This is a genomic window from Lentzea fradiae, assembly GCF_900100955.1.
Taxonomy (GTDB): domain Bacteria; phylum Actinomycetota; class Actinomycetes; order Mycobacteriales; family Pseudonocardiaceae; genus Lentzea; species Lentzea fradiae.
Genome location: NZ_FNCC01000001.1, coordinates 709,501 through 723,431, shown reverse-complemented (window position 1 = coordinate 723,431; position 13,931 = coordinate 709,501). Strand labels below are relative to the sequence as shown.

Annotated in this window: 13 protein-coding genes; 8 read left to right on the top strand and 5 right to left on the bottom strand. The window is 68.3% G+C overall.

The genetic code is table 11. The annotated features are described in order from the left end of the window. Positions 1-5 precede the first annotated feature (5 nt). Together BLT23_RS03235 and BLT23_RS03230 are read right to left on the bottom strand one after the other, a co-directional pair. The gene (locus BLT23_RS03235) at positions 6-227 is read right to left on the bottom strand and encodes a hypothetical protein (RefSeq protein ID WP_090045392.1); all 222 of its coding nucleotides are present in this window, start codon (positions 225-227) and stop codon (positions 6-8) included. Positions 228-264: 37 nt separating this feature from the next. Then, positions 265-1,116: a spermidine synthase gene (locus tag BLT23_RS03230; protein ID WP_245743511.1), complete on the bottom strand. Its 852-nt coding sequence runs from the start codon at positions 1,114-1,116 to the stop codon at positions 265-267. A 121-nt stretch (positions 1,117-1,237) separates the two neighbouring features. Here BLT23_RS03230 and pdxY point away from each other — a divergent pair, with 121 nt between their 5' ends. Together pdxY and BLT23_RS03220 are read left to right on the top strand one after the other, a co-directional pair. After that, positions 1,238-2,089, top strand: coding sequence for a pyridoxal kinase PdxY (gene pdxY, locus BLT23_RS03225; protein WP_090045390.1), 852 nt, complete (start codon positions 1,238-1,240; stop codon positions 2,087-2,089). A 159-nt stretch (positions 2,090-2,248) separates the two neighbouring features. Beyond that, positions 2,249-3,112, top strand: a complete 864-nt coding sequence (locus tag BLT23_RS03220) for a CPBP family intramembrane glutamic endopeptidase (RefSeq protein WP_090045388.1) — start codon at positions 2,249-2,251, stop codon at positions 3,110-3,112. Here BLT23_RS03220 and BLT23_RS03215 read toward each other — a convergent pair. Next, positions 3,079-3,747 carry a response regulator gene (locus BLT23_RS03215; protein WP_090045386.1) on the bottom strand — a complete coding sequence of 223 codons (669 nt, stop codon included), beginning with the start codon at positions 3,745-3,747 and terminating at the stop codon, positions 3,079-3,081. The two genes, BLT23_RS03220 and BLT23_RS03215, sit on opposite strands and share 34 nt — an antisense overlap. Beyond that, positions 3,744-4,811, bottom strand: coding sequence for a sensor histidine kinase (locus BLT23_RS03210; protein ID WP_245743501.1), 1,068 nt, complete (start codon positions 4,809-4,811; stop codon positions 3,744-3,746). The genes BLT23_RS03215 and BLT23_RS03210 overlap by 4 nt, the downstream gene beginning before the upstream one ends. Positions 4,812-4,894: 83 nt before the next feature. Here BLT23_RS03210 and BLT23_RS03205 point away from each other — a divergent pair, with 83 nt between their 5' ends. From BLT23_RS03205 to BLT23_RS03180, 6 genes are all read left to right on the top strand, one after another. Continuing rightward, positions 4,895-6,376 (top strand): alpha/beta hydrolase, encoded by a 1,482-nt coding sequence (locus BLT23_RS03205; protein WP_090045384.1) that lies wholly within the window; start codon positions 4,895-4,897, stop codon positions 6,374-6,376. Positions 6,377-6,411: 35 nt separating this feature from the next. Continuing rightward, entirely contained in the window at positions 6,412-7,908 is a 1,497-nt protein-coding gene (locus tag BLT23_RS03200; protein WP_090045382.1) for an alpha/beta hydrolase, read from the top strand. 222 nt (positions 7,909-8,130) lie between these two features. Continuing rightward, positions 8,131-9,054, top strand: coding sequence for an LLM class flavin-dependent oxidoreductase (locus tag BLT23_RS03195; RefSeq protein ID WP_090045380.1), 924 nt, complete (start codon positions 8,131-8,133; stop codon positions 9,052-9,054). A gap of 11 nt (positions 9,055-9,065) precedes the next feature. Beyond that, positions 9,066-9,797: an SDR family NAD(P)-dependent oxidoreductase gene (locus tag BLT23_RS03190; RefSeq protein ID WP_090045378.1), complete on the top strand. Its 732-nt coding sequence runs from the start codon at positions 9,066-9,068 to the stop codon at positions 9,795-9,797. Between the two features lie 148 nt (positions 9,798-9,945). After that, positions 9,946-10,782, top strand: coding sequence for an enoyl-CoA hydratase/isomerase family protein (locus BLT23_RS03185; RefSeq protein WP_143035799.1), 837 nt, complete (start codon positions 9,946-9,948; stop codon positions 10,780-10,782). 30 nt (positions 10,783-10,812) lie between these two features. Then, positions 10,813-11,793, top strand: coding sequence for an NADPH:quinone reductase (locus BLT23_RS03180; protein WP_090045375.1), 981 nt, complete (start codon positions 10,813-10,815; stop codon positions 11,791-11,793). A 277-nt stretch (positions 11,794-12,070) separates the two neighbouring features. Here BLT23_RS03180 and BLT23_RS03175 read toward each other — a convergent pair whose 3' ends face one another. Then, the gene (locus BLT23_RS03175; protein ID WP_143035798.1) at positions 12,071-12,427 is read right to left on the bottom strand and encodes a hypothetical protein; all 357 of its coding nucleotides are present in this window, start codon (positions 12,425-12,427) and stop codon (positions 12,071-12,073) included. Positions 12,428-13,931 lie beyond the last annotated feature (1,504 nt).

Here is a 13,931-nt window from a genome sequence, read left to right as displayed (position 1 = left end):
GCGCCTCAGAGCGCGAAGGGGCGGTAGGTCAGCGCCTCGTCGACGATCTCCTCCGCCGTCAGATCCTCCTTCCCCTCTTCCGGGTGGAAGATCAGATCGAGGACGTGCGGATTGCCCGTGGACCGGACCAGGGCGTCCTCCGCCGCCGCGTCCTCTCCCTCCGGGAAGCCCGGCCGCATCAGACGCTCGACCAAGGCGATCATCTGCTCCCGGTTGAGCTTCTCCACGCCGCACCCCCTTTCACGGTCGCGGTGGTCCCGCGCGTCACCACGCCGACGGCGGCGGTTCGGGCGGGATCATCGGGTTTTCGTCGGTGAGGGGGTTCACGGTGCCACAGAACGCTTTCAGCTCCTCGCCGGTCACGCACTGCGCCGGCACGGCGGCGGAGGCGACGCGGTGGGCGATGGTCTCGACGGGCAGTCCGGCGTGCGATGCCGCGAACACGATGTTGCCGTAGTGCAGCTCGCCCCCGAGCACGCCCGGATCGATGAGCATCACGACGTGCTCGAAGACGTCAGCGATCGTCGCCGCGACGCTGCGGGAGAACAGCAGACCCGGTCCGTCTGTGACGTTGAGCAGGTAGGTCCCACCGGTTCGCAGAACGCGGGCGACGTCACGGACGAACTCGGCGGTGGCGATGCCGCTGGGCATGCTGATCTGCTTGAACACGTCGGCGATCACCAGGTCGGCGGAGGCGTCGCCGCGGGTGGCGAGACCGGCCCGTCCGTCGGCGATCCGGACCTCCAGGCCCGGCACCCGGTCCAAGGCGAGCTGGGCGCGGACGAGGTCGATGAGCGGACCGTCGAGGTCGAACACGAGCTGGCGCGATCCGGGCCGGGTCGCGCCGACGAAACGCGGCAACGTGCACCCGGCACCCCCGAGGTGCACCACGTCCAACGGCCCACCGGCGAGCGCGTCGACGACGTCGCCCATGCGCCGCACGTAGTCGAACTCCAGATGGGCCGGGTCGTCGAGGTCCACATAGGACTGCGCGACGCCGCCCACGGTCAGCAGCCAGCCGCCGGAACGGTCGGCGTCGGCGAGCAGCTCCGCCACACCGAAGCCGACCGGGTACTCACCGGGCATCGGGCTCACCACGACAGAACTTCCGCTCACCTGCACATCACCGGCGAAATCGTACCCGCGGCGCGAACGAGACCAATATCTCGCGCGCCAAGCCGCGTCTGCCAGGCGCATCGTCTCGGCAGCGGTCGTGTGGGGGTTCTAGGGTGGACGGATGAAGGTTTTGTCCATCCAGTCGGTCGTCGCCCACGGCCACGTCGGCAACTCCGCCGCCGTGTTCCCGCTGCAGCGCCTCGGGGTCGAGGTCGTCCCGATCCCCACGGTGAACTTCTCCAACCACACCGGCTACGGCGCGTGGCGCGGCCCGCTCCTGCCGCCGTCGGACGTGGCCGAGATCCTGCTCGGCGTGGAGGAACGCGGGGTGTTCCCGCAGGTCGACGCCGTGTTGTCCGGGTACCAGGGCGGCACGGGCATCGCCGACGTGATCATCGACGCGGTGCGCAGGGTGAAGGCCGCGAACCCGGCCGCGCTCTACGCGTGCGACCCGGTGATGGGCAACGCCAAGTCCGGGTGCTTCGTGGCGCCCGAGATCCCCGTGCTGCTGCGCGACCGGGTCGTGCCGGTGGCCGACATCATCACCCCGAACCAGTTCGAGCTGGGCTTCCTCACCGGCACCGAGCCCGCCACCGTCGAGGAGACGCTCGCCTCCGCCGACCTGGCCCGCGCGATGGGACCGTCGACCGTGCTGGTCACGAGCGTCGAGCGGCCCGACCGGGAGGAGGGCACGATCGAGATGCTCGTCGTGGACACCTCCGGGGCGTGGCTCGTGAACACCCCGCACCTGCCGTTCAAGGCGAACGGGTCCGGCGACGTCACCGCCGCGCTGTTCACCGCGCACTACGTGCAGACGAAGGACGCGGCGCTGGCGCTGGAGCGCACCGCGTCGAGCGTCTTCGACCTGATCGACCTGACCTACCGCTCCGGTGAGCGCGAGCTGCGGCTGGTGCAGGCCCAGGAGCACTACGCGTCGCCGCGGATGCAGTTCAAGGCCGAGCAGGTCCGCTGAGGGTCTCGCACGCGGCCGGGCGACCCGGCCGCGTGAGCTGTCCGTTGTCATCCCCGAGAGGGACAAAGCCTGTCCGCCACGGTGTGATTTCCGGTGGCCGGATCCTGAATAGCTTCCTTCGGGTCATCGCACGTCAGTGCTGATCCGGAGGAGAACACGATGGCTGTCGAGAGCGGGCCCAGGTCGTATCGGACCCGGTTCGGAGTCCTGCTGGCGTTGTTCGTGGTGGTCGACGTGGGCTTCGCCTGGCTGAACGTGCGGGCCGCCGCGCACCCGGTCACCGGGCTGGTCGCCGGCGTCGCCACCGCAGCGTGCGCGTTGCTGGTGTACGCGCAGGTCGTCGGCCGGTTGGAACGACGCAAGACGTCGGAGATCGCGCTGCGGGACCTCGTGCCGCAGACGGCTCGGGGGGTCGCGCTCGGCGTCGCCCTCTTCTCCCTCGCGCTCCTGCTGATCTTCGTGTTCGGCGGCTACCAGGCCGAATGGGGCTCCGCGACCGGCGTGGTGGCCACGCTGGGGTTGATGACCGGCATCGCCACCTGCGAGGAACTGCTGTTCCGCGGGGTGCTGTTCCGCCTCGTCGAGGAACGGACCGGCACCGTGGCGGCGGTCGTCGTGTCGAGCGCGGTCTTCGGCGGGACGCACCTGGTCAACCCCTCGGCCACGGTGTGGGGTGCCGTCGCGCTCGCGATCGAGATGGGGGTGCTGACCGCCGCCTGCTTCGCGCTGACCCGCCGGCTGTGGCTGCCGATCGGCTTCCACCTCGGCTGGAACTTCGCGCAGTCCGGCATCTTCGGCACCACCGTGTCCGGCTCCGACGGCACGGCCGGAGGGCTGCTGCGCGGAACGACGTCGGGGCCGCTGCTTCTCAGCGGCGGCGAGTTCGGGCCGGAGGCCAGCGTCTTCGCCGTCGTCATCGGTGGCGCGGCGGGCTGCGCGATGCTCGTCGCGGCCCGCAACCGGGGCAGGTTCGTCCCGCGGCGCGCCGGTCAGACCTCGCCGTCCATCAGGCCGCTGCGGTAGGCCAGCACGACCGCCTGCACCCGGTCGCGCAGGTCGAGCTTGGCGAAGATGCGCGAGACGTACGTCTTCACGGTCTGCACGGTGATCGTCATCCGCTCGGCGATCTCGGCGTTGGCCAGGCCACCGGCCATCAGCCGCAGGACCTCCAGCTCACGCGGGGCCAGCACGTCGAGCGGGCGCGCGTCCCCCGTCTCCCCTGGCCGGATACGTCCGGCGAACCGGCCGATCAGCGTCTTCGTCACCGCCGGTGACAGCAGGGAGTCGCCGCGGGTGACGGTCCGGACGCCCTGGATCAGCTCGGCCAGCGGCGTGTCCTTCAGCAGGAACCCGCTGGCACCGGCGCGCAGGGCGCGGTAGACGTACTCGTCGATGTTGAAGGTCGTCACCACCAGCACCTTCGGCGGGTCCGGCACCCCCGGCCCCGCGACGCGCCGGGTGGCCTCGATGCCGTCCAGCAACGGCAGGTGGATGTCCATGACGACGACGTCCGGCCGGAGCCGGGTGACGGCCTCGACCGCGGCGGGCCCGTCGGCGGCCTCGCCGACCACCCGCATGTCCGGCTGGGAGCCGAACGCCGCGACGTACCCCGTCCGCACCAGTTCCTGGTCCTCGCAGACCACCACCCGGATCGTCATGCGGGAATCCTCGCGCACAGCCGGAAGCCGCCGTCGGGCAGGACTTCCGGGGTGACCGTGCCGCCGAGCGCGGCGACCCGTTCCCGCAGGCCGGAGAGCCCGCGGCCACCGGAGAGCCCTTCGACCGGCGTGCCCGCCACGTTGGTCACCTCGACCTCGACGGTGTCGCCGTCCCGCGCGATCCTGACCGCGGTGGGCTGTCCCGCCGCGTACTTGGCGGCGTTGGTCAGTCCTTCCTGGACGACGCGGTAGACGACCAGCTGGAGGGCCGGTGGCAACGTCCGCGGGTCGAGCTCCTCGGTGAGGGTCGCGGGCGGCGTGTTGTGCTCCACCAGTTCCCGGACGCTGCGCGGCTCCTCCAGCACCTCCAGCAGCGCGCGCAGGTCGGACAGTGCCCGACGCCCGGTGTCGCCGATGACCTGCAACGCCGGTGGTGCGTCGTCCCGCTGCGGAACGAGCTGCGCGACGTCGGCCTGCACCACCATCGCGGTCACGTGATGGGTCACCACATCGTGCAGCTCCCGGGCGATGCGGGTGCGTTCCTCCGCTGCCGCAGCGGCTTCCGCCAGATGGCGGCGCGTCACCTCGTCGGCCCGGTACCGCCGGACGTACGCCCCGATCACCCAGCACTGCGACACCAGCACCAGGAAGACCAGGAAGTCGGCCACGCCGTAAGGCGAACCGAGCCGGTGGACGAGCAGCGACACCACCACGTACGCGGTCACGGTGGTGATCGCCGTGACCGTCCGGAAGCGCCGCTGGTACGCCCCCGCCGTGTAGAGCGCGAGATACAGGGTCACGGTGCCGAACTGCGGTGGATACGCGAGAACTTGGTACAGGGCCCAGGAAACGCCGATGACGACAAGGGACGCCACCGGCCAGCGACGGCGCACGGCGATCGGGAGCGTCTGCGCCAGAACGAGAACCACCGAGAACGCGTCGGACGGCCGGGCGGGCAGATCACCGAACTGCGAGCTCATCGCGCCCATCCACGGCACGAACGCCAGTGCCGTGAACAGCCCCGCGACCAGAAGATCGCCAAGGAACCGGCGCGTGACCGTCAAGTCCGTGTCCCTCTCACGACCTACACGGAATGTCCTCCCGAGCACGAATCGCAGCACCCCCACCGACTCCTAGCGTTCCGCTCATGAGAAAAACCATCCTGGCCGGCTCGCTCGCGGTGGCCGCCGTCGCGGCCTGCGTCGCCTGCCTGCCGATGGCCGAGGCGGGCGCCGGCCCGGCCATCGCCTGGGGCGCGTGCCCGAGCCAATCCTCCCAGGAGACGTGCGGCACCGTGACGGTGCCTCTGGACCACCGGCACCCCCGAGGCCGGACGATCACCATCGCGGTGTCCAAGCTGGCCACCGCCAAACCCGGTCACCGTCGCGGTTTCCTGCTGCTGAACCCCGGCGGTCCCGCGTTGGGCGGCCTGACCATGCCCAGCCAGATGGCGGCACAGCTGCCGAAGGAGGTGCTGGACACCTACGACCTCATCGGCTTCGACCCCCGGGGCGTCGGGCACAGCACCCCGCAGAGCTGCGGGCTGTCGAGTGTGAACTACGCCGCCGCCTTCCCCTACCCCGGCGCCGACGGGTCGATCGAGCACAACGTCGGCGCCGCCCGCCGCACCGCCGCCGAGTGCGCGGCCGCCGGTCCTGACCTGCGGCACTTCACCACGGCGAACACCGCCCGCGACCTCGACCTGGTGCGGCAGGCGCTGGGCGCACCGAAGATCTCGTACTGGGGCCAGTCCTACGGCACGTACCTCGGCGCCGTCTACGCCTCGTTGTTCCCCCGGCACACCGACCGGATCGTCCTCGAAGGCAACGTGGACCCGAACCTCGTGTGGCAGGGCCAGCAGCAGGCGTGGAGCCAGGGCATGGCCGACCGGTTCCCGGACGCCGCGAAGGTCGCCGCCGAAGCCGGGCTCGGTCTCGGGCGGACGCCCGAGGAGGTCACCCGGACCTACCTCGCCCTGGCCGACCGGCTGGACCGGACTCCCGCCGCGGTCCCCGGCAGCCCGGTCCCTCTCGACGGTGTGGTGCTGCGCGGCGTCACCTACCAGTTGTTGATGCGCAACGACACCCTGCCGTTGCTCACCCGCTTCTGGAGGACGGCGGCCACTCTGTCCTCAGGCGGCGCACCGGCTGAGACGGACCTGGCCGTGCTCCGGCAGGTCTTCGCGGACAGCCGGGAAGAGCCGGGAGTGCCCGCTGACAACATGATCACGATGACGCTGGCGCTGATGTGCGGTGACGCCTCCTGGTCGCGTGACGTGGCCGGGTACGCCAGGGCCGCGCAGGCCGACCGCGGCCGGTTCCCGCTCACCGCCGGTATGCCGGCCAACATCTGGCCGTGCGCCTTCTGGCCCCAGCCGGCCGGGCCTCGCGTGAAGGTCACCTCCCAAGGCCCGCGCAACGCCCTGGTGCTGCAGAACCGCCGCGACCACGCCACCCCGTGGGAGACCGGACTCGGCATGCGCCGGGCACTCGGCGGCCGGGCGGTCTTCGTGGGCGCCGACAACGGCGGCCACTACGTCTACGGCACGGGAAACGCTTGTGCCGACCGGGCCACCGACGCGTTCCTCACCCGCGGCGCTCTGCCCGCGAAGGATTTGCGTTGCCGCTGAACACCCATCTCCACAACTCAAGGAGCGTTGACCCCATGAGGACTCTCGCGGCACTCGCCGCAACCGCCCTCGTCTTCATCCCGGCACTCGTCGTACCCGGTACGGCGACGGCAACACGCGGAATCGACTGGGGTGCGTGCACAGACCAGTCGTTCGTCGAGGCCGGGGCGGAGTGCGGTCATTTGTCCGTCCCCCTGGACCACGACGATCCCACCGGCAGGCAGGTGCAGATCGCCGTCAGCCGGGTGAAGCACAAGGTTCCCAGCTCGCAGTACCAGGGCGTGCTGGTCACCGTGTCCGGAGGCCCCGGCGGCAGCGGGCTGCCGTTCACCACTCTCGGCTCGCAAGTGCCCGGCCGTGCGGCCGAAGCCTACGACTGGGTCTCGTTCGACCCCCGTGGCGTCGGTGCCAGCAAGCCCGCGCTGTCGTGCGATCCGGGCTACATGACCCACAACCGGCCGCACTATGTTCCTCGGAACCAGGCCGACGAGGCGGCATGGCTCGCGCGAACCAGGAAGTACGCGAAGGACTGCGGTGCGAAGAACGACCCCGCGCTGCTGGCGAACATCAAGACCACCGACAACGCCCGTGACATCGATTTGATCCGAGCGGCCCTCGGCGTGCGGCAGGTCAGTCTTTACGCCGTCTCGTACGGCACCTATGTGGCGCAGGTGTACAGCGCCCTTTTCCCGTCCCGCGTCCGGCGGCTGGTGATGGACAGCAGCGTCGACCCGAGGGACGTCTTCTACCGGATCAACCTGAACCAGAACATCGCGATGAACCGCAACCTCAGGGCCTGGATGGACTGGGTCGCCCGGTACGACTCGGTCTACCACCTCGGCGCCACGCCCTCCTGGGTGCGGCAGACCTACGAGGCCCAGCTCAAAAAACTGGCCGCCGCCCCCGCCGGTGGGCTGGTCGGCCCGAGCGAGATGGCCGACGCCTTCATCCCCGCCGAGTACTCCCAGGCGAGCTGGACGACGGTGGCCGAGGCGTTCGCCAGTCTCGTCGCGGGCGACTGGAACCCGGTCAAGGAGCTGTTCGAGGCCGTCCAGGGACCGGGCAACGACAACGGGTACGCGGTGTACCTCGCGACCCAGTGCACCGACGTGCGGTGGCCGGCGAAGTGGGAGCAGTGGCGTGCCGACGCCTGGCGCACCTACCGGCAGGCACCGGACTTCACGTGGTTGAACACCTGGTACAACGCGCCCTGTCTCGACTGGCCGGTGCAGGCGGGCACGCCGGTGAACATCGACGGCACGGGTGTGCCGAGCGCGCTGCTGGTCGTCGAGACGGAGGACGGCGCGGAGCCGTTCCCCGGCAGCATCGAGGTCAGGAAGCGCTTTCCCGGCGCGTCCCTGGTCGCTCTGCCCGGCGGCACCAGTCACGCCACCACGTTGAGCGGCAACACCTGCGTGGACTCGAAGATCGCCGACTACCTCTTGTCGGGCGCGCTCCCGGCCCGGCTGCAAGGCGACCGTCCGGACACCACCTGTGCGCCGCCACCACTTCCGGTGCCCGCGGGCGCATGAGGTCACCCCGCCGCGTGAGCCACCGGCCGCGCGGCGGGGCCCAGCCAGTGGTACGCCTCCAGGGCCAGCCCGATGTGCACCGGGTCCGAGTCGAATCGAACGGCCGAGTTCACGGCGATCGTGCGCGAGTTCCTCGCCGACCAGAAGCTCAGTTCAAGCTTGACTTCATCTTTGAACAGTGCCTAGCATCGAGTTCACCACCCTCAGCCGCAGGAGTACCTGGTGAAGCTCGGCATCATGCTGCCCGTGTCCGGCGTTCACGCGTCGCCGGCGAACATCACGACCATCGCGCTGGCCGCCGAACGGCTCGGCTACGACTCGCTGTGGACCTACGAACGCCTGCTGCGCCCGATGGCGCCGTTGATGCCCGGCCCCGACGGCGAGCTGGAACGCATCCCGGACGTCTACCGCGTCACCTTCGAGCCGCTGCAGACCCTGAGCCACGTGGCCGCGCTCACCAGCCGCATCTCGTTGGGCACCAACATCGTCAACCCGCTGTTCCACCCACCGGTCGTGCTCGCGCGCAGGTACGCCACGCTCGACCAGTTCAGCGACGGCCGGGTCATCGCCGGGTTCGGACAGGGCTGGATAGCCCAGGAGTTCGCCGCTGCCGGCGTCCCGATGAAGCGCCGCGGCGCCGGTTTCGACGACGTCATCGCGGCGATCCGCGCCTGCTGGGGCCCCGACCCCGTCGAGCACGACGGCCGCTTCTACGCCATCGAAGCCTCCGAGGTGAACCCGAAGCCGGTCCGCGGCGACATCCCGATCGTCGTGGGCGCGAACAGCGACGGCGGCATCGACCGCGCGGCGCGGATCGCCGACGGCATCACGCCGATCGCCTGGACCCTGGACGGGACGGCCGCCTTCGCGACCCGCTTCCGCACGACCGCCGAGAAGTCGGGACGAAACCCGGCCGCGCTCACCGTGACAGCGCAGACCAACAACCCCATGCAGCCCAAGCCGATCAGCGGCGACCGCCCGTTCCTCGCCGGCTCCCCGCACCAGCTCGCCGAGGACATCGACCGGCTGCGGGAACAGCAGATCGACGGGGTCCTGTTCGCGTCCCCGCCGTCCGACGACATCGAGACGCAGATCGAGATGCTCGAAGAGCTGCGCACGCTCGTTCCCGCGACGACAGCGGCATAGGACTCGGAGTCATGGGAAAACTGGACGGCAAACTGGCAGTCATCACCGGCGGCTCGGCGGGACTCGGACTCGCCACCGCGCGGCGCTTCGTCAGCGAAGGGGCACAGGTGCTCCTCACCGCCCGGCGGGCCGCACCCCTGGACGCGGCCGTGAGCGAGCTGGGTCCAGCCGCCACCGGAGTGCTGGGCGACGTCACCGACACCGACGACCTGAACCGCCTGCGCGCCGCCGCCGAGTCTCACGGCCGGGGCGTGGACGTGCTGTTCGCCAACGCCGGCTCGGGCCGGTTCGCCCCGTTCCACACCACCACACCGGAGACCTTCGACGAAGACATCGCCAGCACGCTCCGCTCCACCTACTTCACCGTGCAGGTCTTGCTGCCCCTGCTGAACCCGGGCGCCTCGGTGATCCTGATGTCCTCCGCGGCCGGCTCGGCGGGCGCACCCGGCCTGTCGGTCTACGGCGCAGGCAAAGCCGGCATCCGGTCGCTCGCCCGAAACCTGGCCGTCGAACTGGGAGACCGGCAGATCCGCGTCAACGTCGTGAGCCCCGGCTACATCAACACCCATCCCGAAAACGCCGAAACCGTGGCCTACCAAGAAGAAAATGCCGCCGGCATTCCTCTGCGCCGAGTCGGACAACCCGACGAGGTCGCCACCGCGGTCCTCTTCCTCGCATCCGGCGACAGCAGTTACATCACAGGCAGCGAGCTGTTCATCGACGGTGGCCGCAACCAGGTCTGACACCCATCAACCGCGATGGCGGTCGGCGGGCGTGGTGTCCTTGAGCATCCTTGGTGATCCGAAAGTGCGTTATTGATCATTGGCTGCACGGTGGTCAAGGTAGGTATGCATCGCAAACCTACTGGCCTATCGACTACTTGAGGCACCCGTGAAGCTGGACACCTGCGCAACGCTCACCGTCGACATCGACGAGGGGGTGGCGCGGATATCGCTCGACAACCCTCCCGTGAACGTCCTCAGCGGCACCTTGATCCGTGAACTTCACGAGGTGCTCGGTGCGTTGCGCGAGGACGACTCGGTCCGCGTCATCGTGTTCTCCAGTGCCAGCCCGGAGTTCTTCCTGGCACATGTGGACATCCACATCCTCGGCGAGCTGGACGGGTTGCAGGACATCGCCGACCGCAACCCGGACGCCAACCTGTTCCAAGGGGTCGGCGAGCTGCTCCGCCACCAGCCGCAGGTCACGATCGTCAAGCTCGCCGGCAAGGCCCGTGCCGGCGGCGCCGAGTTCGTCGCGGCGGCCGACCTGACCTTCGCCGCGCGGGAGACGGCGGGCCTCGGCCAGACCGAGGTGCTGATGGGCATCGTCCCCGGCGGCGGCGGAACGCAGTACCTGCGCGACCGGGTCGGCCGTAACCGCGCCCTGGAACTGCTGCTGACCGCCGACCTCGTGGACGCGGACACAGCCGCCGCCTACGGCTGGATCAACCGCGCTGTCCCCGCCGCCGAACTGGACGCGTTCGTCGACCAGATCGCGAAGAAAATCGCCGCCCTGTCACCGGAACTCATCGCCGCGGCAAAGAGCCTGGTCCCGCCGACCGACCTGACGGATGGCCTGAAGGCGGAGCACAACGCGTGGGCCGAACTGGTGAGCGGCCCTCTGCCCCCGCAGCTCATGACACACGCCCTGGAACACGGCGTGCAGACACCAGAAGGCGAACGCGACCTGGAGTCCGTCATGCGCCGCATCATGGCCGCCCTCTAGCCACATCAACCACGTCGGAGAACACGAACGATGAAGGCAGCTTTCTTCACCACCAACGGCCCCGCGAAAACCGTGCTGCAGGTGCTCGACGTCGCCCGGCCAGAACCCGGCCCGGGCGAGGTGCGGGTCCGCGTAACCCTCTCCGCGATCAACCCCGGAGACATGTGGATGCGCGCGAACTCGTCCCCAGAGGACTTCGGCCCGGTAGGCGAACTCCGCGGCCGCATCCCCCACCAAGACGGCACGGGCGTGATCGACGCCGTCGGCGCAGGCGTGGACACCAACAGGATCGGCGAACGCGTCTGGATCTGGATGGCCGGCTCACCGTGGGGAACCGCCGCCGAGTGGACCGTGGTGCCGTCCGAACAGGCGGTCCGGTTGCCGGACGGAGCCTCCGACGAACTCGGTGCCGGCCTGGGCATCCCAGCCATGACAGCACATTGGTGCCTGCACGCCGACGGCTCACCGAAAGACAGCACGGTGCTGGTCGCAGCCGGAGCAGGCGCCGTAGGCCACTTCGCGATCGAACTGGGCAAAATCGCCGGTGCGCGAATCGTGACAACCGTCAGCAGCCCGGAAAAAGCCACTCTGGCCCGCGCCGCCGGCGCGGACCTCGTCGTGAACTACCGCGATGCCGACGCCGTGCAACAGATCCTCGACGGAACCGGACCCGTCAACCGGATCATCGAGGTCGCACTGACCGACAACCTCGAACTGGACCTGGCCGTCGCCGCTCCGGGCGCGACGATCGTGACCTACGCGGCACAGCCGGTGGACCCGACGCTGCCGGTGTTCCGGCTGATGTGGCCGAACCTCGTGCTGCGGTTCGCCTTGTTCCTCACCGAACCTCGGGACGCGCTGCTTCGGGCAGCTGCCGACATCACTTCGGCGTTGGAGCGTGGCCTGCTTTCGCCCCTTCCCGTGCATTCCTTCGGGCTGGACGACGTGGCGGCTGCACATGAAGCGGTGGAGAGCGGTGTCACCGGCAAGGTCGTACTGGACCTCCGCTGACTGCAGGGCCTTCTTCACAGATCAGCTTCGTCTCCGTGTCATGGCGCTCTAAATTCGATAAGACTCTCCGGATGCAGAGTTAGGCTCACCGCAGCCGCGACGAGCAGAACGCCACGATCGCGGCCTACATCCGCTGGCGCAACGCCCGAGTCGACCCAAGGCCGGCTTCGCCACCGACTCGCCTATCCACACGTGGACCCATTTCCCCGCCTGCAAACGGATAACGAGCGCCGCCGAAATCCACTCGGCGGCGCTCGTTTGCGATCACTGACATCGCTCAGCGTGGCAGCTGAGCCAGCATCTGCACGAGGCTGCCCGAGAACTCAGACACGTGAGGTTCGGCCGCATATCTCACGGTGCAGGCCGCAGCGACTAACTCCAGCGCCGAATAGTCACCACCCGCAAGCATTCTCCCACACATTCCCAGGGGGACCACAAAATCCGCCTGCGCACCGTCCGACAGCGAGTCGATCATGTCGCCTTCTCCTGCGAGAAACAGCTCCACAATCGAATTCAGCACTCCTGCAACCCTTGACACATCCACTCTATTGGCGAGCTCAATCATGTCTTCGTATTCAGCAAACCCGAGTCGGTTAATCCGGAGGTGCTCTCTGACCACATCAACCGCCTTCAAAGCTGATTTTTCGAGGCTGCAGGCTGGAATGACAGACCGACGTAAGTGTTGATCTCCAGTAAATACACGATGTCACATCCGGAAACACACTCATAGCAGCTTTGCCCAACATCATCTTGTCCTGCTTGACATCTACGGCTGCACCGTTTTGCCCCAGAGGCTCTCCGGGGTCGAGCTCGCTGTCGCGGCTTTACTGCTCAGCTTCGCAGCCCCACCAGATCCGAGCGCCGCAATAGAGGCTACCCGAGAGATAGCCAACCACCGGCAGCCCTCATGGGCTTCATCATTTGTCGACGAACCAGTTTCGGATGTCCTGGACGTCCATCAACCAGCGCACTCCCTCCGGCAGCAATCTCACGAATGCGCCAGCCAAGCCCCGAATCCGGGAACCGCAGTGTGTGATGCATTCGCACAGCTTCGGCAAGCGCGGCCTTGGCGTCACTGCCGACCATCGTGATCGCCACAGCACCGACACACGCGCGAACTGAACCGCGGCGTCGCCCACCACGGCGGCTTCACCCTGTCCAGCACGACCGTGCCCGCCAACGCGCTGGACACGGGGCAGGACGGCCCGTCCTCGACAACCGTGAGCGCGCGATGCGTCGTGGTGCCGGGAATGCCGAAACCCGCACATTCGTCTTCAGGCAGCCGGACGAGCTTCTCGACCCGCAGAACCGTGTACTACTGCGTGGTACCAGCCTTGGGCTTTACGCGACAGCGAGGATCGTCCAGACCCGATCCCCCCACCGCGAACTCCATGACGCCGGGCCCGATCGCGTCGATGATGCCGACACCATCCTGGTTGGGCATGACCTCTTGGACGCAACCGTCCGTATCGACTGGCATGCCCTCCCAACCCGGCAACGTGAGCGACAAGTCCACGACCACCTCCGCAGACACACCACGCCTCAATGGCACGCGGTTCCATCATCAAACACGCTCACCACATATCCGTCCACATAGGATTTGATGGCGCGGCGCACCCAGCAAGCTGACACCAACGATCCATGACAGCTTCCACGCAGCACATCCATCTTGTCATCGGCAACGCCCAGCCGCGCCTGACGACAATTCGTTGCGATGTCGAATATTACTCCATTGAGAGCAGCGATCCGGACGGATGCCCGCGCACCACGCGGCACTCGGACCGAAATTCCCCATCAAGTGGCATAAGCATAAGAGTGGACATCGGATCACCGCAACTCCATCTCCACTCGACATCCGCTCTGACCTGCATACATGCAACGAGAAGCGCCAGGCGGACGTGGCCGGTGCAACACCGAACTGGACACCGACAAGACCGAGAGGCTCACTTTTCTGACAAATGAATGACACCGCCGACAAGACCCAGGCAAGACCTGCAAGGATGCAGCCGCACCACTGAGCACTACACCGAGCCGCAAGCAGGCACGCATTGACAAGAGCCTGCATTGACCGTGTAACCATTCCACGCGAACGAACGATGGATCGATCGCACACGGCCGCTCGGCGATTCAAGAGGGAG

Coding starts and splice junctions, on each gene's coding strand:
- BLT23_RS03205 (WP_090045384.1), top strand. CDS start 4,895: ATGAGAAAAACCATCCTGGCCGGCTCGCTCGCGGTGGCCGCCGTCGCG.
- pdxY (WP_090045390.1), top strand. CDS start 1,238: ATGAAGGTTTTGTCCATCCAGTCGGTCGTCGCCCACGGCCACGTCGGC.
- BLT23_RS03220 (WP_090045388.1), top strand. CDS start 2,249: ATGGCTGTCGAGAGCGGGCCCAGGTCGTATCGGACCCGGTTCGGAGTC.
- BLT23_RS03215 (WP_090045386.1), bottom strand. CDS start 3,747: ATGACGATCCGGGTGGTGGTCTGCGAGGACCAGGAACTGGTGCGGACG.
- BLT23_RS03190 (WP_090045378.1), top strand. CDS start 9,066: ATGGGAAAACTGGACGGCAAACTGGCAGTCATCACCGGCGGCTCGGCG.
- BLT23_RS03200 (WP_090045382.1), top strand. CDS start 6,412: ATGAGGACTCTCGCGGCACTCGCCGCAACCGCCCTCGTCTTCATCCCG.
- BLT23_RS03180 (WP_090045375.1), top strand. CDS start 10,813: ATGAAGGCAGCTTTCTTCACCACCAACGGCCCCGCGAAAACCGTGCTG.